Here is a 19,988-nt window from a genome sequence, read left to right on the forward strand (position 1 = left end):
GCACCCGCTGACCACCTTCGCCACAGGAGTACCTCATGTCGAACTGGACCATCCACATCGAAGCCACCCGCTCCTGGTGGAACGGCAGCTCCACCACGTTGTGCGGGCTGACCATCACCAAGGTCGAAGTCTCCGGCGGCTGGTGGGTGTCGGTGACCTGCCCGGCCTGCAAGGCCGCTAAGAAGGCCCAGCGCAAGGGCGGCCGGAAGTGAACGCCGCGCCGAAGCACGCCGCCGCAGACTTGCGCCCGCTGCGCGACCCGGCCGCCGTCCGGGCTTGGGTGGCACCTCTGCTCGACCGCGCCTATGCCGCCGCGCCCGGTCCGCTTCCGCTGGCTGGTAGCCGGGCGTGGGTCGAGTTGGACCACGGCGACCCGCGCAAGCTCGCCGCTGTGTTCCTGGCCGCGCTGGTCGAGCTGGAGGACTCCACTCCGCAGGCCATCGCCGCCCGGCTGGCCGCGGAGTGGGCCAGCGCGCAACGGCTGGTCGCTGACTCGCACAAGCAGGTCGCGGCAGCCATCTCCGGTGCCGCGGACTGGCGGAAGGTCGCGGACAACCACGTCCCGTTCTGCGTCGTGGCTGCCCGCCGCACCACCTACACCACCCCGGCCAAGACCCCGGACCAGATCCGCGCCGACGCGGTCACGTCCTGGGGATTTCAGCAGCGGAGGGCAGCAGCATGAGCGAGTCCTACCCGGCGACCACCACCGAGGCCGAGCAGGCTGAGCGTCCGGGGCTGCGGCTGGTCGCCACCGCCCCGCCGGCCGACGCGCAACAGCTCGACGGTGCCCAGGTGCTCGACAACGTGCGCGACTTCGTGGCCCGGTTCAACACCTTCCCCCACGAGCACTGCGCGCCGATGCTGGCGCTCTGGTACGCCCACACGTGGGCCGCAGAGCACTTCTACATCACCCCGCGCCTGGTGCTGTCCTCCGCTGAACCGGGGTCCGGCAAGACCCGGGTCATGGAGGTTGGTCAGTTCTTCGCCAAGGCGGCGGAGATGACCGCGGGCGGTTCGGCCGCTGCGCTGGTTCGCATGGTGGCCGCCGGACCGATCACGATCCTGCTTGACGAGGTGGACACCATCTTCGGTGCAGGTGGTGGCGGCAATGAGGATGTTCGCCAGATGCTCAACCTCGGCTATAAGCGCACCGCCACTATTCCCAAGTGCAAGGGTGATGCGGCTACCGGAATCATGGTGGAGCGTCTGCCGATTTTCGCGCCAACTGTCCTGGCGGGGCTCGTGGGGCGAATGCCGCCCACGATCACGACCCGGGCTATCACGGTGCGTCTCCGTCGCCGTCGCAGCGATGAAAAGGTGGAGCCGTTCCGCGAACGGCGGGTGGCGGCCGAGGCAGCGCCGATCTGTGAGGCTCTGGCCGCGTGGGTCACCAGCCACGGTGAACGCCTGGGCACCGCCGAACCGGAGATGCCCGAAGGGGTGGCGGATCGAGCGGCCGAAATCTGGGAACCGCTGTTGGCAATCGCAGAGGCGGCCGGTGGGCACTGGCCGGAGACGGCCCGAGCTGCCAGCGTGCATTTTGTCACCGAAGCCCACGATGACCCGGTTTCCGACGGGGTGCGGCTGCTGGGTGATATCCGGACATTGTTCAGTGTCGCCGAGACTGAACGGCTGCACACCTCGGACATCCTCCGCCACTTGCACTCGATCGAAGAAGCGCCCTGGGGTGACTTCGGCGGCAAGGCGCTGGACGCGCGCAGTCTGTCCCGGGAACTCAGTTTCTTTCAGGTCAAACCTGTCACCGTGAAATGCAACGGCACTAATGCCAAGGGCTACGTCACCTACGCCACGGACAAACAGCTTGGCCTTGCTGACGCATGGTCGCGCTACCTGCCCCCTGAAAAGTCCACTGTAGACACGGAAGGGCTGTGACGTGAACGAACACAACGGTTCGCCTGCCGAGTATCTCGTGTTGACGGTGGAGCAGGCAGCGAAAAAGCTCAACATCGGCCGGACGCTCATGTTCGATCTCGTCGGCAACGGCGCGGTGGAGTCGATTCTCATTGGCCGCCGACGACTCATTCCACTGGAGGCACTCACGAACTACATCGCCAAGTTGCGAGCGAACACCACCGTCAAGCCAGAAGCCGCTTAGGAGAGTCACGCTATGGGACGCAGGGCAAACGGCGAATCGAGCATCTACGAAGGCAGTGACGGGCGCTGGCACGGCCGCGTTACAGTTGGAGTCAAAGACAACGGCAAGCCGGACCGCCGACATGTCTCAGGCAAGACTCGGGCTGAGGTAGTCGACAAGGTGAAGGCGCTTGAGCGGGAGCGGGATGCGGGCCGAGTTCGTGACACCGGCAAAAGGTGGACCGTTACGACTTGGCTTCAGCACTGGCTGGAAAACATTGTCGCTCCGCCTGCCATCACCGAGAATGCATACAGCGCGTACGAGGTGGCGGTACGGGTTCACCTCATTCCCGGCATCGGGGCGCATCGGCTGGACCGGTTGAAGCCTGAACACTTGGAGAAGCTGTACCGGTCGATTATGGCCAAGGGAACCAAGTTCGGCTCAACAACAAGTGCCGCGACAGCTCACCAGGCGCACCGAACCATCCGTGCTGCCTTGAACGTGGCGGTGCGCCGTAAGCACATTACTGAGAATCCCGCATTGGAGGCACGTGCGCCAAAGGTCGACGATATCGACGTTGAGCCGTACACGGTCGATCAGATCAAGCTGTTGTTGGAAACCGCGTTGAAGAGGCGGAATAGCGCGCGGTGGGCAGTCGCGCTGGCCCTCGGGCTGCGGCAGGGTGAGGTGCTGGGCCTGCGGTGGGAAGACGTGCGGTTGGACCTCGGCACCCTCTTCGTCCGGCGGAGTCGACTTCGGCCGCGCTGGCGGCACGGCTGCACCAAGCCGTGTGGGAAGAAGTACGGCGGACACTGCCCGGACCGGGCGCCCGCGCGTGCGGAGACTGCTGGCACGAAGTCCAAGGCTGGAAAGCGGGCTATCGGGCTGCCTGACGAGATCGTGAACCTGCTGCGCCTGCACCAGGGGCAGCAGGCACGGGAACGCAAGGCCGCGCGTCAACTGTGGACCGAGACGGGGTTTGTGTTCACCACCGAGACCGGCGGGCCGTTGAACCCACGCACGGACTACGACGACTGGAAACGGCTGGTGGCGGTGGCAGGTGTGCCCGATGGGCGGCTGCATGACGCCCGGCACACCGCGGCAACGGTGCTGCTGCTGCTCGGTGTGGCCGAGCGGGCCGTCATGGGGATCATGGGCTGGTCGAACACGGCGATGGCCGCGCGCTACCAGCACGTCACCGAGACCATCCGGCGGGACGTCGCGCAGCGGGTCGGCGGGCTGCTCTGGAAGCCGGTCGAGACGGCCGAGCAGGGCGGGGAACCTGACGATGAGGACGGCGCGGCGGGGGTGCCTGTTCCGGCCTGACCGGCGCAACTGAGACCAAGACTGAGACCAAACGTGTCAGAGCCCCGGCAACCATGATCGGTTGCCGGGGCTCTGACCTGCGGTGGCGGTGGGATTTGAACCCACGGAGGGCTTGCACCCTCACACGCTTTCGAGGCGTGCTCCTTCGGCCGCTCGGACACGCCACCGCCGAGAACAATACCGAAGGTTCACCGCGAACCCGAAATCGGGTTCATCAAGGCGCTGACCTGCTACTTCTGGAACTTGTCCTTGACGTCCTGGACGGCGTCGGCGGCCTTGTCCCGCACGTCGTGCGCGGTCTCCTTGACCTCACCGGAGAGCTGGTCGCGCTTGCCAGCGGCCTCCAGCTCCTCGTTGCCGGTGAGCTGGCCGACCTTCTCCTTGGCCTGGCCGACCAACTGCTCAGCCTTGTCCTTGGCCTTGTCGAACACGCTCATGGGGGCTCCCTTCGAGCTTCGGCGGATCCGGCCCCGAGCCGGTCGCTCACCCAGTACGGAGTGCCCGTTCTCCGGCGGCATCACGCCCTTGTGAGCCGACTCACCCGTCCCGGTGGTCCCGGAAGAACTCCGCGAGCAGCGCCGCGGACTCCGCGGCCAGCACGTCACCGCGCACCTCGGGGCGGTGGTTGAGCCTGCGGTCGCGCAGCACGTCCCACAGCGAACCGGCCGCGCCGGTCTTGGGCTCCCAGGCGCCGAAGACCACCCTGGCCACCCTGGCCAGCACGATCGCGCCCGCGCACATCGTGCACGGTTCCAGGGTCACCACCAGGGTGCAGCCGTCCAGGCGCCAGCCGTCTCTGTTGGCCTTGGCCGCGGCCCGCAGGGCCAGGATCTCGGCGTGCGCGGTGGGGTCGGCCGCTGCCTCGCGGGCGTTGTGCGCGCGGGCCAGTTCCCGGCCGTCCGGGGCCAGCACCACCGCGCCGATCGGCACGTCCCCGGTGGTCACCGCACCGCGCGCGACCTCCAGCGCGGTGCGCATGGCCGCGAGGTCCGCCGCCGAGGGCGGTGCGGTCACTGCTGCAGCCGCTCGGTGACCTTGCTCAGCTCCTCGGCGAATCCGCAGCGCTGGGCGATCATCATCAGCTGCTCGTCCGGGTACAGGTCGATGTCGTCCACGATGAGCTGCAGCTCGGGTTCGGGCAGGCCGAGGTCGGCCAGCACGGTGAAGTCACCGGCGGGCCAGATGTCCTCGTCGTCGGGGTCCGGCGGCTCGACCCGGAGCTGGTCCAGCACGTCGGCGGCCACGTCGTAGTCCAGTCCGGCGCCCGCGTCCGAGAGCAGCAGCGCCACCCCGGTGGGGGCAGGCCGGATGAGCACGAAGAACTCGTCGTCGACGGCGAGCATGCCGAACACCGCGCCCGTAGACCTTGCCCTGCGCAGTTCGGTGATCGCCGCGTCCAGGTCGGCCAGCGCCGAACTGTCCATCGGCGCACACCGCCAACGGCCTTCCTCACGAACCACCGCAACCGCGAAGCCGATGACCGGCTCCTGCACCGACATGGGGCACACGTTATGCGCATAACGCTTAACCCGAAAGCACTATCCCGCGTACGCGGCGTGGCGTGCCAAATGAAGGTGTCCCCGCGTCCGGCCCACAGGCGACACTGTCCCCATGAGCGCTCCCGTGCACCCCTCGGACGCCCGGCTGGCCGGCGTCCTGGACCAGGCTCGTGACCTCCAGCCGCGAACGGTCGCGCTGCGCCGCCGGATCCACCGCCACCCCGAGCAGGGACTGCGGCTGCCGACCACCCAGGCCGCGGTGCTCGCCGAGCTGGCCGACCTGCCGCTGAGCACGCACACCGGCGAGTCCACCACCTCGGTCGTGGGTGTGCTGGAGGGCGGCAGGCCGGGCCGGACGGTGTTGCTGCGCGCGGACATGGACGCACTGCCGCTGACCGAGGACACCGGCCTGGAGTTCGCCTCGGCCACCCCCGGCACCATGCACGCCTGCGGGCACGACACGCACGTGGCGATGCTCGCCTCGGCCGCCCGGCTGCTCAGCCAGCGGCGCGCGGACCTGGCCGGGAAGGTGGTGTTCATGTTCCAGCCCGGTGAGGAGGGGCACCACGGGGCCAAGTACATGCTGGACGAGGGACTGCTGGACATCACCGGCGCGCGGCCGGAGCGGGCGCTGGCCATCCACATCACCTCGACCCTGGCCAGCGGCATGTTCCAGTCCCGGCCGGGGCCGATCATGGCCTCCTCGGACATCCTGAACGTGACCGTCACCGGCCGCGGCGGGCACGCCTCGGCCCCGCACGACGCGCTGGACCCGGTGCCAGCCGCCGCGGCCATGGTCGGCGCGCTGCAAACCATGATCACCCGCCGGATCAGCGTGTTCGACCCGGCCGTGGTCACCATCGCGCACATCAAGGCCGGCACCACCAGCAACATCATCCCCGAGGTCGCGCACCTGCAGGGCACCATCCGGGCACTCTCGGAGAGCACCAGGGTGCTGGTGCACGAGGAGGCCCGCCGGGTGTGCGAGCACGTGGCCGCCGCGCACGGCTGCACCGCCGAGGTCGAGGTGATCCTGGGCTACGGGGTCACGGTCAACGACGAGGTGGTCGGCCCCGGCGTGGTCGACCTGGCCGCCGCGGTGCTCGGCCCGGCGCACGCCGCGCCCATGCAGGACCCGCTGATGGGCGCCGAGGACTGGTCCTACGTGCTGCAGGAGGTGCCGGGCGCGATGGCCTTCCTTGGCGCCTGCCCGCCGGGCACCCCGGTCAACGAGGCCGCGGCCAACCACTCCAACCGGGTGATCTTCGACGAGGCCGCGATGGCGCACGGGGTGGCCATGTACGCCGGTTTCGCGCTGGACACGCTGCGGTGAGCTTCGAGAAGGCCGAGCCGGAGGAGCTGGGCCGGCGGGAGTTCCTGGCGGTCTGCGTGCGGGACGAACTGGCCGCGGCCGGACTGCCGGTGGTGCCCAAGACCCTGGCCAGCGACCTGCACCCGGGCGCGGAGGTCAGCGTGGACCCCGGGCAGGACTCGGCGGGCGGGGTGCACGTGGAGTGGACGGCCAGCCCACGGCTGTCCCACGTCGGCCGCCGGGCGGTGACCAGCGGGCAGATGGACCATCCGGTGATCGGCCACTCGTTCCGGATCGGCGAGGCGATGGCCGAGGCGATGACCGCCGTCCTGCGCAGCGCCGGGTACACCGTGCAGCCGAGCCGGGACGAGTACCGGATCAGCGGTATCCAGGTCACCGCTGGTCCGCCGCTGGGCAGCGAACCGGTGTGGGCGTTGACCGATGAAGAACTCCGGATAACCGCTTCTCCCGCGAACCAGGCAGACAACGCCGGGAACTCGGGGTAGCAAACCCTGCGGGGTGAGGGCAGCGGAAGGATGGATGAATGCATTCGGTGTGTGTGCTCGGGCTCGGGCTGATCGGCGGCTCGGTGCTACGGGCAGTCCGGTCGGCCGGGTATCCGGCGTGGGGCGCGACCAAGTCCGAGGGAGATCGAGACGCGGCACTGGCCGACGGCTATGACGTCGAGGCGAGCGTGGAGGACGCGCTGCGCCGGGCCGCTGACGCGGACGCGCTGATCGTCCTGGCCGTGCCGCTGACCGCGCTGGAGGAGGTGCTCCGGCAGATCCGCGCGCTGGCCCCGTCCTGCCCGCTGACCGATGTGGTCAGCGTGAAGGGCCCGGTGGCCGAGGCGGTGGGCCGCATCCTGCCCGCGGTCCGCTACGTCGGCGGCCACCCGATGGCGGGCTCCACCGAGTCCGGCTGGGCCGCGGGTTCGGCCGAGCTGTTCCGCGGCGCGCCCTGGGTGGTCACCGCCGAGGAGGAGACCGACCTGACCCGCTGGGCCCAGGTCGCCCGGCTGGCCATCGCCTGCGGCGCGCACGTCATCCCGGCCACCCCGGAACAACACGACGCCACAGTCGCCCGCATCTCCCACCTGCCACACCTGTTCGCCGCGGTGCTGGCCGCGGTCGGCGCCGAGGGCGGCCCACTGGCCTGGTCGCTGGCCGCTGGCTCCTTCACCGACGGCACCAGGGTCGCGGGCACCCGGCCGGAACTGGTCCGGGCCATGTGCGAGGGCAACCGGGCAGCCCTGCTGGAGGCGCTGGACGAGGCCCTTGGCCGGCTGGGCGCGGCCCGCGGTTCACTGGCTTCCACCGGCGGCCTGGCGGTCACCGTGGACGCCGGGCACGAGGCCCGCCGCGGCTTCACCGCGACCCCGCAGGCAGGCCCGGCCGAGGTCCGGATCGACCTGAAGGACCCCAACGCCCTGGACGAACTGCTCGACCTGGGCACACTGGGTGGCCGGATCACCTCGATCGAGGACGATCTGGCCGTCGGCGAAGAGCGCGTCTAGTACTCCACCTAGTACTCCAGCGGCAGCTGTACGCCGGGGTTTCGCCCGCCTAACGTGGGCGGATGGAACCTCGGCTGCGGCTGGTGGCGGTGTTGGGCGCCGCGGTGCTGCTGGTCGGGACGGTGGTGGTGCTGCGCGGGTCCGGGGAGGAGCAGCCCGCGCTGCCCGAGTTGCCGCCGTACCGGACCATGACCGAGTTCCGGGCCGATGGCGTGTTGCTGCCGGTGCCCGGCGCCAAACCGGCCGCGCCCACCGGGCTGGAGGTCCGGCCGGGGTCGCGGCGGTTGGTGCTGAGCTGGTTGGGCGAGGCCGCCGGGTATGAGGTGACCTGGGGCGATGATCGGCGGACCCGGCTGGTGGCCGAGCGCAGCGCGCAGCTGGACGGGCTCACCGACGGCCTGGCCTATCCGGTCGAAGTGCGGGCGGTGGATGCCTTCGGGCAGCGCTCCGATCCCCTCGGTGGGGCGGGCACGCCGCGCACGCCTGCCGGGGACTGGAGTTTCGCGGATCTCTTCGACGGCACCGAGGACGAGGTGGGCTCGCGCTGGCAGCTGGTGCAGCGGCCGGGTTGTGCCTGGACCGGGGTGGCCGGTGGGCGGCTGGTGGTCAGCGCCAACTGCGGGGACCGGCCGACCGGGTTACGGGCGCGCACGCCGTTGCGGTTGCGGGACAACGGCGGACGAGTGGTGCTGGAGACCGACGCGCCGGAGCAGCGGGACCGGCTGACGGTGGACTTCGTGCCGGGGCCGGTGGATGTCGTCGGCGATCGGCTGCTGCCGCCGGGGGCGATCCGGGTGGAGCTGGCCACCGAGGGCGTGCTGGTGCGGCATCCGGGTGGGGAGGCGCGGCTGCCTGGGGTGGCCGCGCCGCCGGTGGGGCGCTCGCAGCGGTGGGAGATCGTCTTCGCCGGTGGTGAGTTGCGGGTGCTGCGGGACGGGCAGGTGCTGGGTGCGACGCCGGTGGCGCGGACCTGGCGGCAGGCCACCGTGCTGTTCGGGTTCGGCGGGCGGGGCAGCGGGGTCACCGATGTGGTGCTGGACCTGATCGCCTTCGACGGGGAGCCGGTCCAGACGCCGCCGTCGCGGGTGACGCCCCGGGTGCTGGTGGACCTGCCGCGCTCGGCCGCGCCCAAGGCGCCGGAGGACACCCGGCCGCTGCGCGGGACCGAGGGCGCGCTGTTGCGGATGGCGGTGCGCTCGCCGCTGGACGGGCCGGAGCCCAGGCTCACCGCGTTCGTCAACGGGACCGGGTACCCGGTGCGGCCGGTGTTCCCCGGTCTGGGCCTGACCGCGGGCAGCTGGTTCCCCGTGGTCGCGGAGCTGCCCGCGGCCGCGCTCGCGGTGGACGCGCAGCGCTACCTGCTGGACGTGCAGCTCCGGCAGGAGGACGCGGTGGTCCAGCTGGACTACGGCCCGGCCTCGCTGGACCTGCGCCCGGCCGCGGGCCAGGCCGCGGACGAGCCGCCGGCCAACCGGGCCGACCGCAAGTTGCCCCGGCCCGGACCGGCGCTGGCCGAGCCGGGTGCGGCGCTGCTGGACGCGGCCGGGCGGCCGGTGCCCGGCGGGGAGCCGGTGGCCAAGGGCCGGGCGGTGATCGAGATCCGGCTGGACGGTAGGGCCGGGCAGCTCGCGGCAGGCGAACTGGCCGGACTGGCCGGGCTGGAGGTGCGGCTGGACGGGGACCGGCTGGCGGTGCTGCCCACCGCCAAGGACGGTCCCGGCGCGGCGGGAACCTGGCGGATCGCGCTGAACCTGAGCAGCACCTCGGCCGGTCCGCACACCGTGGAGGTGCGCGCGGTGGGCACCAGCTGGGACACCCCGACCGCCTATGCCTTCCTGCCGATCATGGTTGCCCGCGAGTGAGGTCTACTCGTCACTGATCTCACAGCGGCGACGCGCGAACCGGCCGCATGGTCCAGCATGGTCGGTATGCCCGCACTGATCCTGGATGCCGCTCGCACCCCGTTCGGCCGCTACCGCGGTGGCCTGTCCGAGGTCCGGGTGGACGACCTGGCGACGTTGCCGATCACCGAGCTGCTCCGGCGGCACGGACCCGACGGCAGCGGTCAGCTCGATCCGGCGCGCATCGACGACGTGATCTACGGCGACGCCAACGGCGCTGGCGAGGACAACCGGAACGTGGCCAGGATGGCCGCGCTGCTGGCCGGGCTGCCGGTGACCGTGCCAGGGGTGACCCTCAACCGGTTGTGCGCGTCAGGTGGGGAGACCTTCGTGCAGGCCAGGCGGGCCATCGTGGCCGGGGACGCGGATCTGGTGGTGGTCGGCGGGGTCGAGGGCATGAGCCGCGCCCCGTTCGTCATGCCCCGCCCGGACAAGGGCCTGCCGGACAAGATGGAGGTCGTCTCCACCGCGCTGGGCTGGCGGCTGGTCAACCCGCGGATGCGCCCGGAGTGGACGGTGCCGCTGGGCCTGGCCGCCGAGCAGGTGGCCACCGGGCTGAAGATCACCCGTGCGGAGATGGACCTGTTCGCGCTGCGCTCGCACCGGCGGGCCGCGGCGGCCTGGGACGCGGGCGTGCACGACGGGTTCGTCTTCCCGGTGCTGGCCCCCGACGGCCCGCGCTCCACCCAGATCGTGCGCCGGGACGAATCGGTCCGCTCGGACACCTCGGACAAGAAGCTGGCCCAGCTCAAATCGGCCTTCTCCGCCGACGGCCCGGTGACCGCGGGCAACTCCTCGCCGCTGAGCGACGGCGCGGTGGCCGCGCTGATCGGCACCGAGGCCGCCGCCACCGAACTGGGTGTGCAGCCGCTGGGCGAGATCGTGGCCAGCACGGTGGCCGCGGACGAGCCGCACCAGTTCACCCTGGCCCCGGTGCCCGCGATCCGCAGGCTGCTGCTGCGGCTGGGGGTGCGCGCGGAGAACGTGGACCTGTGGGAGATCAACGAGGCCTTCGCCGCGATGGCGCTGTCCGTGCTGCACCACCTGCCCGAGGTGGACCGGGACCGGGTCAACGTGCACGGCGGCGCGATCGCCTACGGCCACCCGCTGGGCGCCTCGATGCCCCGGGTGATCATCGACCTGTGCCGGCACCTGCGGCAGCGCGGCGGCGGTCTCGGGATCGCGGCGGCCTGCGTGGGCGTGGGCCAGGGAGTGGCGATCGCGGTCCGGGTTTAGACCCGGGTGGAGATCCCTGGGTAGTCCAGCACCACGGCGTCCTCGCACACGGTGATGTCCGCGGTGAAGCCGGGCCAGGAGAAGTTGACCACCGATTCGCGCTCGCCCGCGGTCACCGTGCGGTAGGTCTGGTGCACCACGCTCAGTTCCAGCTCGGGCAGGGACACCCAGAGCACCGGCATGGTGGCCTCACCGGCCTCCTGGTGCAGCTGGTGGCGACGGATCGGCAGCGTGTTGAACAGCACGCAGAACTGGACGTCGACCTCTGCCGCGCCCTGGAACTCCTCCCGCTGCGGGCCCTGGCCGCGGTCGTAGAGCCAGAAGCCGTCGTGCGAGCGGCTGAAGGAGATCTGCCGCTCGTGCTCGGCGGTGGTGCTGCGCACGAGTAACCGCTTCACCTCGCCTGCCTCGTTCACGCCGACCTCGTAGGAGGCGCTGAACGCCTCGGTCTCGGCGTTGGCGGCGACGACCAGGCGGCCGGTGCCGCGGAAGCGGAGGCCCTCGGCCAGCACCAGTCGCGCGGACTCCAGGCTGGGCAGGTCATGACCCCGCCAGGTGACCATCTTCTGCCGCCGGGCGGTAGCTGTGGAGTTCACCTGTTCCTGCACCCGACCGAGCGTACTCGACCTTGAACGCCCCTCCTATGGTTAAGTAGTCGCTGCCGCCGCCTGGATACCGCTGGTAACCAGGAGGTCCCCGCCCATGACGCGAACACTTCGCGCCCTGTTGCCATTGCCGCTGGTAGCGGCGGTGCTGGCAACCGCTCCCGTGGCATCCGCCGCCCCGGAGGCAGCACCGAGCAAGGCCGTGCCGCAGTTCAGCGTGATGACACCGGCGAGCACGGTGGCATCGCGGACCGACCGCCGCCCGATGGCCGGCGCGGTCTATGACAAGGTCAGTGACCAGACCATCGCCACCTGGTCCGGCCAGCACGCGCACAACTACGTGCAGGCCTATGACCACAAGAAGAAGACCTGGACCGCGCCCCGGCAGATCGCCGACGGCGAGTCCGATCCGCACAACTACCCGACCATCGTGCAGGCCGACGACGGGTACCTGCTGGTCTTCCAGGGCATGCACAACAAGTCCCTACGGGTGACCCGCTCGCCCAAGCCGCGCTCGGTCGAGGGCGCCTGGACCCAGGCAACCATCGCCGAGGGCGCGGCGGCCAGCTACCCGATGCCGTTCAAGACCGCGAACGGCACGATCTACGTCTTCTTCCGCGAGACCTCGCGGGAACTGGACCCGAGCAAGCCGACCGACTTCCGCCCGATGCGCTACGTCGTCTCCACCGACAACGGCCGCAGCTGGCGCAACTCCGAGCAGCTCACCGGGCAGCGCTTCGCCATCGGCTCCACCGACCGCCCGGACAACATGGACGAGATCTACATCGGTCAGCTGCGCTACGAGTCCGCCTCGCTCACCAGCCGCGAGCGGGTGCACATCGTCTACACGCTGGCCGGCGGCGGTCCCGAGGGCAACAAGCACGACCGCTACCACCGCAACATCTACTACGCCTGGTTCGACCCGGCGAACCGGCACTTCTACTCCGCGGCCGGGCGCGATCTGGGCACCCAGATCGACGACGCGGACCAGGAGCAGCGGCTCAAGATCGTGGAGACGCCGGTCGCGCTGCCCGGCGGGATCAAGTCGCCGGACTACATCCAGCAGGTCGGCGTGGCCAACGGGAAACCGTTCACGCTGTGGTTCGAGACCGACAACGCGGGGCTGTGGCACAACAAGGCCGCGGTCTTCGAGCACGGGAAGTGGACGGTGACCGAGGTGGCCACCGGCTACCGCACCAGGGAGGTGGAACGCCTGGACGGCGACACCTGGCGGGTCTACGCGACCAAGGACGGCAAGCCGGGCATCGAGACCTTCCTGCTGCGCGGCGGCAAGCAGTGGAGCCCGGAAACGGTGATCAGCACGCCGAAGCCGGTGCAGCGGGTCGAGGTGGTGACCGGGTTCCGCGATCCGGCCCGGATCATCGCCACCGGCTCCTCCTCCGACCGCGATGTGAAGGTGGCCGACGGCGACATCTACATGGCAGGCCTGCCCCAGGCGCGCTGCCGCCTGGAGCTGCCCATCGTGGGCTGCCTGTTCTGATCCGCTTGCCCAGCAACAAAAAAGCTGCGCCGGGCTCCCCCGTTGGGAGCCCGGCGCAGCCGGTCTAACTAGCTAGCCGTGCGACTCAGGCGCGCTTGCGGCGACGCTGGAGCACCAGGGCGAGCGCACCGCCGCCGAGCAGCACCACGCCGACCAGCGACAGGGTGATCACCGAGGCGCCGGTGTTGGCCAGGCCGCCGGTGTTCTTCACCGGGGGAACCGGGCTGGTGGTGGTCGCCGGGACCTCGGTCTTGGAGGTCGTGGTGGTCGGCGCCGGGGTGGTGGTGCTGGTGGTCGGCTTGGTGGTGACCGGAGCCGCCTTCCAGTCGACCTTGGCCTGTGCGGCCAGCTTGGCGTTGGTCGCCTGGGCCAGGATCAGGGTCTGCGAGGGCTTGCCGTCGTTGGCGACGAACAGCCGACCCTTGTCGATTTTGGTGGTGGCTTCCAGCTTGAAGCCGGCCTTGCCTGCCGGGGCGTCCGCGGGGACGTCGACGAAGATCTCCTGGCCGTTGGTGGCCTCGGTGATCTCCTTGCCTGCCTTGTCGACCACCTTCACGCCCTTGGGCGCGTCCGCGGTGAGCTTGATCTTCTCCGCGGTGGACTTGATCGTGAACGGACCGATCTTGCTGCCGGCGTTGCCCGCCAGCTGCTCGGGGGTCAGCTCCAGCGAGGGCGCGGGCTGGTTCTTCATGCCCACGTTCTTCTCGCCGGTCAGGTACTTGTAGACGGCCTTGACGTCCGGCGTGTTGTTGTCGTGCAGGGTGACCTTGTTGCTGAAGTGCCAGATCGCGGCCTGGGTGCCGGCGATGGCCTCGTTGTTGTCGAGGTCGGCGCCAACGGTCTTGCCCAGCTCGGCCACGTCGATGGTCGGGTAGGAGTGGTGCAGGATCCAGTTGACCTTGTCCGGGCTGGACTTGAAGTCGGACTGGTTGTCGTGACCCTTGCTGTCAGCGCCCGGGTACTTGCTCCACGGGGACTCGATCATCTGCGCGTTGTCGCGCACGCCCACGGTCAGCTCGACGCAGTACGTCTTGAGCGCGGTGCCGTCGGGCAGGCGCAGGCCGATGAGCAGGGTCGGGACGGACTTGCCGTCGTTGAGGCGAACGTGGAAGTTCCCCTCATTGGCGGTCTTGTCGACCTTGGCCTTGGTCTGGGCCATGGCGGGGGCGGCGGAAACCAGCGAAATCGCGGTCGCAGTGAGGAGCACCGCGCCTAGGCGCGCGGCGCGCAACCGGGATGCCATAACTCTCCTTCCCGCCGGAAGTGTGAGAACTCCCAGAACGGGCATGTGGGGATACGAGGTGTCAGCGCTGGTACTCACCCGGACGAGGCCGATTCAAGGGGCATGATCGGGGCGAGAACGCGACGGACAGTACCGCCGGGGTCCAATGGGCTGCCCCCAGGGGTGGGTACACAATCCCTTACCCAGAGCTATCAATCACTACGCCATTTGGCCTAATTCATTCGTCTTGCCGGTGGCGGTAGCACACCCTTTTGACCTCGCATTATGGGGTGGCGTTACTTCTGAACAGAAGAAAGTCGGCTACACTGCGAAACTAATCCGGCAGGCATGCGCGAAACCTCGCCGTGAGGGTAGTTGTCGTTTCGGGATCTCCCCGATATCAATCCGTTAGCAAACTCGGCCGTAACCTACCGGGAATGCAGCGAAGCCCACACCGGCGAGCGGTGTGGGCTTCGACAGAGCTGCGTGGTGGTACGCCTCAGACGGCGCGCACCTGCTCCGCCTGCGGGCCCTTGGGGCCCTGCGTGATCTCGAACTCGACCGGCTGGTTCTCCTCCAGGGTCCGGTAACCGGCGCCCTGGATAGCACTGAAGTGGACGAAGACGTCCGGACCGCCGTCAGTCTGGGCGATGAAGCCGAAGCCCTTCTCGCCGTTGAACCACTTCACAGTGCCCTTAGCCATCTAATCTCCCTGATTGCACTCTTCGCGACCTGCACCTCGCAGGCCGACAGCTGCCGCAGGCAGGCCGGTGCGATGAGGGGAGATGCCTCCCGAACGCGCGAGCCCGCCGGTCAAAATTCCTGCGGGCGCTTCACAACGTTCGAGGAAAAGATGACTGCATCCAACTGATGGGACCCAGTCTAGCACAGAAAGCAAAGAACTGCCGACATGCGGCAGTTCTTTGGGTGGCGCGCTCGGCAGGATTCGAACCTGCAACCTCTTGATCCGTAGTCAAGTGCTCTATCCGTTGAGCTACGAGCGCATCATCTTCAGTTGTGGCCTGACCGAAGCCAAGCACTGCGGAGGCTCCGGGATTTGAACCCGGGAGGGGGTTGAAGCCCCCAACCGCATTAGCAGTGCGGCGCCATAGACCAGACTAGGCGAAGCCTCCCGGGGCCTTGTGGGGCCGCCGGATCAGTACTTTACACACCCCCGGAGGATCCGCCAAAACGGGGGGTCATCAGGGGCCGGAGCAGGGCGTTTACCGCCCTGCCCCGACTGTCCATCACGGTTTCCCATGATCGCGAACGACCCGTCCGTCCGGATCATCCCCTGCGTCCACTCAGTCCCACGTCCGGTGGACACGGGCAGACGGTTTCACCCGCCGCACAAGCTTGGCAACACTCGATCGGATGACACTTCGGTAATTCCCTTACCGAAAACGTCTCCGCACGTCACGGCCTGGTTCCGGCGGCCTTGGCGGCCAGCTCCTCGAACGGTCGCAGTGCCTCCGGATTGGTCAGCGCGTCCCGGCTGACCGCCCGCTCCGGCGGCATGCCAGCCAGGATCTTCTTCACCGGCACCTCGCACTTCTTCCCGTTGAGCGTGCGCGGCACGTCGGTGATGGCCAGGAACCGGTTCGGCACATGCCTGGGTGAGAGCGCCCCGCGCAGCTCCGCCTTCAGTCGCGGCTCCACCTCGGCCAGCTCGATCCCCGGCGCCAGCACTAGGAAACAGAGCAGCTCACCGTCGGTCTGGCCGGCCCCCGAGGTGTCGATGACCAGCGAGTCCAGCACCTCCTCGAAGCCCTCTACCACCCGGTAGAACTCGCTGGTGCCCATCCGCACGCCGCCGCGATTGAGAGTGGAATCACTCCGGCCGTAGATCACGCAGGACCCGCGCGGGGTGATCCGGATCCAGTCGCCGTGCCGCCAGATACCCGGGTAGGTCTCGAAATAGGCCTCCCGCAACCGGCTGCCGTCGGGGTCCCGCCAGAAGAACACCGGCATGGACGGCATCGGCGCGGTGATCACCAGTTCGCCGACCTCGTCGGCCACCGGGTTGCCAGCCTCGTCGTAGGCGGCCACCGCCGCGCCGAGCATCCGGCAGGAGATCTCGCCCAGCCACACCGGCACGTCCGGGGCCGCGCCGACGAAGGCGGTGCACAGGTCGGTGCCGCCGGAGACGCTGGCGATCTGGATGTGCTCGCCCACATGCTCGGCCAGCCAGCCGAAGCCCTCCGGGCTCAGCGGGGCGCCGGTGGAGCCGATCAGCCGCAGCGCGGACAGGTCGTACTGCTCGGCCGGGCGCAGGCCGCGCTTGAGGCAGGACTGCACGTACGGCGCGGAGGTGCCGAAGTAGGTGACCTTGAGCCGTTCCACCACCCGCCACAGCGCGCCGAGGTCGGGATAGCCGGGGCTGCCGTCGAAGAGCACCACGGTGCAGCCTGCCAGCAGGCCGGAGACGAGGTAGTTCCACATCATCCAGCCGGTGGTGGTGAACCACAGGAACCGGTCCCCTGGGCCCAGATCCCCGTGCAGGGCAAGGGATTTGAGGTGTTCGAGCACGATGCCGCCGTGGCCGTGCACGATGCCCTTGGGCAGGCCGGTGGTGCCAGAGGAGTAGAGGATCCACAGCGGGTGGTCGAAGGGCACCGGGTCGAAGCCCAGCGGCGCGTCCTGGTGCCGGTCGAGCAGTTCGGTCCAGTCCTGGGTGCCCGGCTGGGTGGCGCCGTTGCCCAGGTAGTCCACCAGCACGGTGGCGCGCAGCCCAGGGATCTCCGCGCGCAGCCGCTCCACGGTAGGCCGGGTGTCAAAGGACCGGCCGTTGTAGACGTAGCCGTTGACCGCGATCAGCACGGTCGGCTCGATCTGGGTGAACCGGTCGGAGATGGCCCGCGCGCCGAAGTCCGGCGAGCAGGAGGACCACACCGCGCCAAGGCTGGCCGCGGCCAGGAAGGCGATCAGGGTGTCCGGCGAGTTGGGCACCAGCGCGGCCACCCGGTCACCCTGGCGCACGCCCAGTTCGCGCAGGCCGGCACGGGCGGCGGCCACCTTGGCCCGCAGTTCGCCGTAGGTCAGCCGGGAGCTGAGGCCGTCCTCGCGGACGAACTCCACCGCCGGGTCTCCCTCGCCCTTGCCTGGGCCTGGGCGCAGCGCGTGCTCGGCGTAGTTGAGCGTGCTGCCGGGGAACCACTCGGCGCCCGGCATCGCCGTGGAGCCGAGCACCGCCCGCGGCCGCTCGTGGAAGGCCACGTCGAGGAAGTCCGCCAGTGCGCCCCAGAACGCGGGCAGATCGCTGGTGGACCACTGCCACAGCGCCGGGTAGTCGGCCAGGTCCAGTCCGTGCTGGGTGCGCAGCCAGCCGCGGAAGGCCGCCATCCGGCTGGCCCCGACCCGGCCTGGTTGGGGTTGCCACAGCAGTTCCGGCACTCCGGCGTCGTTGCCGGGCGTGGAGTCGGTCATGTCTGAGTTCCTAGCTGATCGCCGCCGATCAGGCCAGGTGTGGTGAGCAGCGTCCCAGAACGCCGAACGACCCCGCACCGCGTGTTCCGGCCGGGGTCGCGAGGCTCAGCGCGAAGGGGTCAGCCCCAGCGCTTGACGTTGCGGGATTCCGCGTCCTGGTAGTTCTGGTTGGCGCTCTCCAGCGCCCGGCCGATCTGGCCGAGCACACCCTTGAGGTCTTCGTAGGAGGAGTCCCAGCGCTGCTGGTGCCCCTGCCACGCCTCAGCGGCCTTGCCGGACCAGCTGGCCGCGGTGGGGGCCAGGTTGGCCTTGAGGTCGCCCAGCAGGCGCTCCAGCTCGGCGGTGGTGGCGCGCACCTTCTCGGCGGTGTTGCCCAGCTGCTCGAAACTGACTTCGATTTCGCCGCTCATCGTCTTCGCTCCCGTAGTCCCGCGCTCAGCCCAGCTCGTTCTGGATCTTGCTCATGCCCTGCTGGTGCTGCTCTTCCTGCTGGGCATAACCCGTGTGCATCTTGTCCAGATTGGACGCGATGTCATTCAGCGCGAGATTCAGCTTGAGGGCGTCCTGGTCCCACTGGTCCATGAGCCCGTCGAACGCCTTGGCCGCGTCGCCACGCCAGAACGACTTCACGTCCTGGACGGCCTGGCGCAGCCTGCGCAGCTGGTTGTCCACATCGCCGTTGACCTTGCGGACGTCCTGGGCGGCGCGCCGCATCTCCTCCAGTGAAGCGCCGTAACTCATGTGCGCTCTCCCCTTACGACCTGTTCAGTGGTATCCGGGAGCCCCTCGGAGTGGGAACCCGCCGACATCGTGTCAGACGCACTGGGGGGCCTGTGCGGTTCCCGGGAAATTCGTCACCCGGAAAAACCGGTGTTCACACAGGGTGAGGATACCCGGAACGGGGGTCAGCGCAGGTGCGCGTCGAACCAGTTGAGGGTGCGCTGCCAGGCGTCGGCCACCGCGGCCGGGTCCTTGGCGCCGCTGTCCTCCACCGGCCCTGGGTAGCGCACCACGTCGGTGGCCACCTCGGCCTCGGCGGCGGCGTCGCGCAGCTTGGCCACGTCCTCGGCCGGGATGCCGGTGCCGGCCTCGCTGTAGATGCCCAGCCACGGACAGGTCAGCTCACCGGCCACCTCGACCAGCGAGGGCAGTCCGTCGGACAGCGGCGCGATGATGCCGCCGCCGTTGATGGTCACCGCCGCGCCCAGGGTGCGGCTGGCCGCGACCACCAGTGCGGCCGAGCCGCCGAGGCCGAAGCCGACGATGCCCATCCGGTCGACGGCCACCTCCCGCTGGGCCAGCCAGGAGAAGGCGGCGTCGGTGTCGGCCAGCACGGAATCGCCGGAGAGCCTGCTCACCTTGTCCGCGACCCGGTCGTCGTCCTCGGAGTCGATCTGCTCGTCGTCGCCGTCGCGGTGGTAGAGATGTGGGGCGACGGTCAGCCAGCCCTCCTCGGCCAGGCTGGCGGCCAGCCCGCGGACCGCGTCGGTGACGCCCCTGGCCTCGTGCAGCAGCACCAGCCCACCCCGTACCACCCCGTCCGGCTCGGCCACGGTGCAGCGCAGTTCGCTGCCGTCGGTGAGCAGCAGCGTCTCGGTGCGGGTCTGCGTCATGGACTCACCCAATCACGCGGGGGTGAACAGCAGTCAACGTGACCAACCATACGGAGCAATTCCGGCGAGCCCGCGTGTTCGCCAGGTGACAACTTCGGCCGGCGCTGCGGTGTCCTCTGGTTAGGCAACGACCAACTGGGGGATTCATGAAGGTCAGGCTGCTCGCCCTCGCCGCCGCGACCTGGCCGCCTACCGATCAGTGCCCGCGTGCTACGGCTCGACCCTTGACGACTACCGGAAACAAGTTGAATAATCGGTAGCGACGGGAAGGGGCGGGCCATGTCGATCGTGACCGAGACCCAGCAGTTGCGGGACCTCTTCGCCGAGATCGAGGTGATCGAGGAGGTCGCCGAGACATTGCCGCGCAACGATGATCGGCGGTTGCGGCTGCTTAGTCTGGCGGAGAAGCGACTGGCTGGGGCGTTGCCGGTGCGGCCGGCGGTGGCCGGGGAGCTGCTGGAGCTGACCGAGAAGACGGTGCGGGCCTGGGCCAGTGAGGGTGTGCTGACCATCGCGCAGGTGGATCCGACGTTGCGGATCGATGTGCGGCGGCTGCATCAGGTGCGGTTGCTGGTGGAGGATCTGCGGCAGGCCGGGCGCAGCCGGGGGTTGCTGGATGAGGTGCACCGGCGGCTCAGTGATCAGGCGTTGCTGGACCGGCTGGACCTGGCCGAGAGCCTGGAGCAGATGAACCGCGGCGAGGGGCGCGTCGTGCGGCGGGTGTGATCACCCGGAA

The 19,988-nt window shown here is 69.6% G+C and carries 22 protein-coding genes and 3 tRNA genes; 12 read left to right on the plus strand and 13 right to left on the minus strand.

Going from position 1 to position 19,988, the window contains the following annotated elements; genetic code table 11:
• Nucleotides 1-35: 35 nt before the first annotated feature.
• Genes ACTOWY_RS35755 through ACTOWY_RS35775 form a run of 5 tightly spaced genes read left to right on the plus strand, consistent with a single transcriptional unit; the run spans nt 36 to nt 3,421 of the window.
• A complete protein-coding gene (locus ACTOWY_RS35755; RefSeq protein ID WP_441314024.1) occupies nt 36-212 on the plus strand; it encodes a hypothetical protein in 177 nt (58 codons plus the stop codon).
• Complete coding sequence (locus ACTOWY_RS35760; protein WP_441314025.1) at nt 209-682, plus strand: DUF2742 domain-containing protein; 474 nt, start codon at nt 209-211, stop codon at nt 680-682. Before ACTOWY_RS35755 ends, ACTOWY_RS35760 begins: the two co-directional genes overlap by 4 nt.
• Nucleotides 679-1,893, plus strand: coding sequence for a DUF3631 domain-containing protein (locus ACTOWY_RS35765; protein WP_441314026.1), 1,215 nt, complete (start codon nt 679-681; stop codon nt 1,891-1,893). Before ACTOWY_RS35760 ends, ACTOWY_RS35765 begins: the two co-directional genes overlap by 4 nt.
• Before the next feature lies 1 nt (nt 1,894).
• Entirely contained in the window at nt 1,895-2,116 is a 222-nt protein-coding gene (locus tag ACTOWY_RS35770; protein ID WP_441314027.1) for an excisionase family DNA-binding protein, read from the plus strand.
• A gap of 12 nt (nt 2,117-2,128) precedes the next feature.
• Nucleotides 2,129-3,421 (plus strand): tyrosine-type recombinase/integrase, encoded by a 1,293-nt coding sequence (locus tag ACTOWY_RS35775; protein ID WP_441314028.1) that lies wholly within the window; start codon nt 2,129-2,131, stop codon nt 3,419-3,421.
• 80 nt (nt 3,422-3,501) lie between these two features.
• On the opposite strand, the gene ACTOWY_RS35780 is transcribed toward ACTOWY_RS35775, so the two are convergent.
• From ACTOWY_RS35780 to ACTOWY_RS35795, 4 genes are all read right to left on the minus strand, one after another.
• A tRNA-Ser gene (locus ACTOWY_RS35780) sits at nt 3,502-3,588 on the minus strand.
• 63 nt (nt 3,589-3,651) lie between these two features.
• On the minus strand, nt 3,652-3,858 hold the full coding sequence (locus ACTOWY_RS35785; RefSeq protein ID WP_441314029.1) for a CsbD family protein: 207 nt from the start codon (nt 3,856-3,858) through the stop codon (nt 3,652-3,654).
• Nucleotides 3,859-3,958: 100 nt separating this feature from the next.
• Entirely contained in the window at nt 3,959-4,399 is a 441-nt protein-coding gene (locus ACTOWY_RS35790) for a nucleoside deaminase (RefSeq protein WP_441314145.1), read from the minus strand.
• A 32-nt stretch (nt 4,400-4,431) separates the two neighbouring features.
• Nucleotides 4,432-4,920, minus strand: coding sequence for a tRNA adenosine deaminase-associated protein (locus ACTOWY_RS35795; protein WP_441314030.1), 489 nt, complete (start codon nt 4,918-4,920; stop codon nt 4,432-4,434).
• A gap of 112 nt (nt 4,921-5,032) precedes the next feature.
• Between ACTOWY_RS35795 and ACTOWY_RS35800 the strand changes: the two genes are divergently transcribed.
• From ACTOWY_RS35800 to ACTOWY_RS35820, 5 genes are all read left to right on the plus strand, one after another.
• The gene (locus ACTOWY_RS35800; protein ID WP_441314031.1) at nt 5,033-6,253 is read left to right on the plus strand and encodes a M20 metallopeptidase family protein; all 1,221 of its coding nucleotides are present in this window, start codon (nt 5,033-5,035) and stop codon (nt 6,251-6,253) included.
• Nucleotides 6,250-6,738, plus strand: a complete 489-nt coding sequence (locus ACTOWY_RS35805) for a hypothetical protein (RefSeq protein WP_441314032.1) — start codon at nt 6,250-6,252, stop codon at nt 6,736-6,738. The genes ACTOWY_RS35800 and ACTOWY_RS35805 overlap by 4 nt, the downstream gene beginning before the upstream one ends.
• A 38-nt stretch (nt 6,739-6,776) precedes the next feature.
• On the plus strand, nt 6,777-7,748 hold the full coding sequence (locus ACTOWY_RS35810; RefSeq protein WP_441314033.1) for a prephenate dehydrogenase: 972 nt from the start codon (nt 6,777-6,779) through the stop codon (nt 7,746-7,748).
• Between the two features lie 62 nt (nt 7,749-7,810).
• On the plus strand, nt 7,811-9,610 hold the full coding sequence (locus ACTOWY_RS35815) for a fibronectin type III domain-containing protein (RefSeq protein WP_441314034.1): 1,800 nt from the start codon (nt 7,811-7,813) through the stop codon (nt 9,608-9,610).
• 66 nt (nt 9,611-9,676) lie between these two features.
• The gene (locus ACTOWY_RS35820) at nt 9,677-10,885 is read left to right on the plus strand and encodes a thiolase family protein (RefSeq protein ID WP_247761060.1); all 1,209 of its coding nucleotides are present in this window, start codon (nt 9,677-9,679) and stop codon (nt 10,883-10,885) included.
• Here ACTOWY_RS35820 and ACTOWY_RS35825 read toward each other — a convergent pair.
• Complete coding sequence (locus ACTOWY_RS35825; protein WP_441314035.1) at nt 10,882-11,493, minus strand: putative glycolipid-binding domain-containing protein; 612 nt, start codon at nt 11,491-11,493, stop codon at nt 10,882-10,884. The genes ACTOWY_RS35820 and ACTOWY_RS35825 overlap by 4 nt on opposite strands.
• 94 nt (nt 11,494-11,587) lie before the next feature.
• Here ACTOWY_RS35825 and ACTOWY_RS35830 point away from each other — a divergent pair, with 94 nt between their 5' ends.
• Nucleotides 11,588-12,991 (plus strand): BNR-4 repeat-containing protein, encoded by a 1,404-nt coding sequence (locus ACTOWY_RS35830; RefSeq protein WP_441314036.1) that lies wholly within the window; start codon nt 11,588-11,590, stop codon nt 12,989-12,991.
• An 85-nt stretch (nt 12,992-13,076) separates the two neighbouring features.
• Here ACTOWY_RS35830 and ACTOWY_RS35835 read toward each other — a convergent pair whose 3' ends face one another.
• From ACTOWY_RS35835 to ACTOWY_RS35870, 8 genes are all read right to left on the minus strand, one after another.
• Nucleotides 13,077-14,234: a thioester domain-containing protein gene (locus tag ACTOWY_RS35835; protein WP_441314037.1), complete on the minus strand. Its 1,158-nt coding sequence runs from the start codon at nt 14,232-14,234 to the stop codon at nt 13,077-13,079.
• 478 nt (nt 14,235-14,712) lie between these two features.
• On the minus strand, nt 14,713-14,916 hold the full coding sequence (locus tag ACTOWY_RS35840; protein WP_441314038.1) for a cold-shock protein: 204 nt from the start codon (nt 14,914-14,916) through the stop codon (nt 14,713-14,715).
• A gap of 225 nt (nt 14,917-15,141) precedes the next feature.
• Nucleotides 15,142-15,217 (minus strand) — tRNA-Arg (locus ACTOWY_RS35845).
• Nucleotides 15,218-15,255: 38 nt separating this feature from the next.
• A tRNA-Ser gene (locus ACTOWY_RS35850) sits at nt 15,256-15,346 on the minus strand.
• Nucleotides 15,347-15,629: 283 nt separating this feature from the next.
• Nucleotides 15,630-17,639 carry an acetoacetate--CoA ligase gene (locus ACTOWY_RS35855; protein WP_441314039.1) on the minus strand — a complete coding sequence of 670 codons (2,010 nt, stop codon included), beginning with the start codon at nt 17,637-17,639 and terminating at the stop codon, nt 15,630-15,632.
• A gap of 119 nt (nt 17,640-17,758) precedes the next feature.
• Complete coding sequence (locus ACTOWY_RS35860) at nt 17,759-18,049, minus strand: WXG100 family type VII secretion target (RefSeq protein ID WP_441314040.1); 291 nt, start codon at nt 18,047-18,049, stop codon at nt 17,759-17,761.
• A gap of 25 nt (nt 18,050-18,074) precedes the next feature.
• The gene (locus tag ACTOWY_RS35865) at nt 18,075-18,380 is read right to left on the minus strand and encodes a WXG100 family type VII secretion target (RefSeq protein WP_441314041.1); all 306 of its coding nucleotides are present in this window, start codon (nt 18,378-18,380) and stop codon (nt 18,075-18,077) included.
• Between the two features lie 164 nt (nt 18,381-18,544).
• A complete protein-coding gene (locus ACTOWY_RS35870; RefSeq protein WP_441314042.1) occupies nt 18,545-19,252 on the minus strand; it encodes a dienelactone hydrolase family protein in 708 nt (235 codons plus the stop codon).
• 279 nt (nt 19,253-19,531) lie between these two features.
• On the opposite strand from ACTOWY_RS35870, the gene ACTOWY_RS35875 reads away from it, so the two are divergent.
• Complete coding sequence (locus ACTOWY_RS35875; protein ID WP_441314043.1) at nt 19,532-19,978, plus strand: hypothetical protein; 447 nt, start codon at nt 19,532-19,534, stop codon at nt 19,976-19,978.
• The last annotated feature ends 10 nt before the right edge of the window (nt 19,979-19,988 follow it).

It is taken from the genome of Crossiella sp. CA198 (assembly GCF_052078295.1).
Taxonomy (GTDB): domain Bacteria; phylum Actinomycetota; class Actinomycetes; order Mycobacteriales; family Pseudonocardiaceae; genus Crossiella.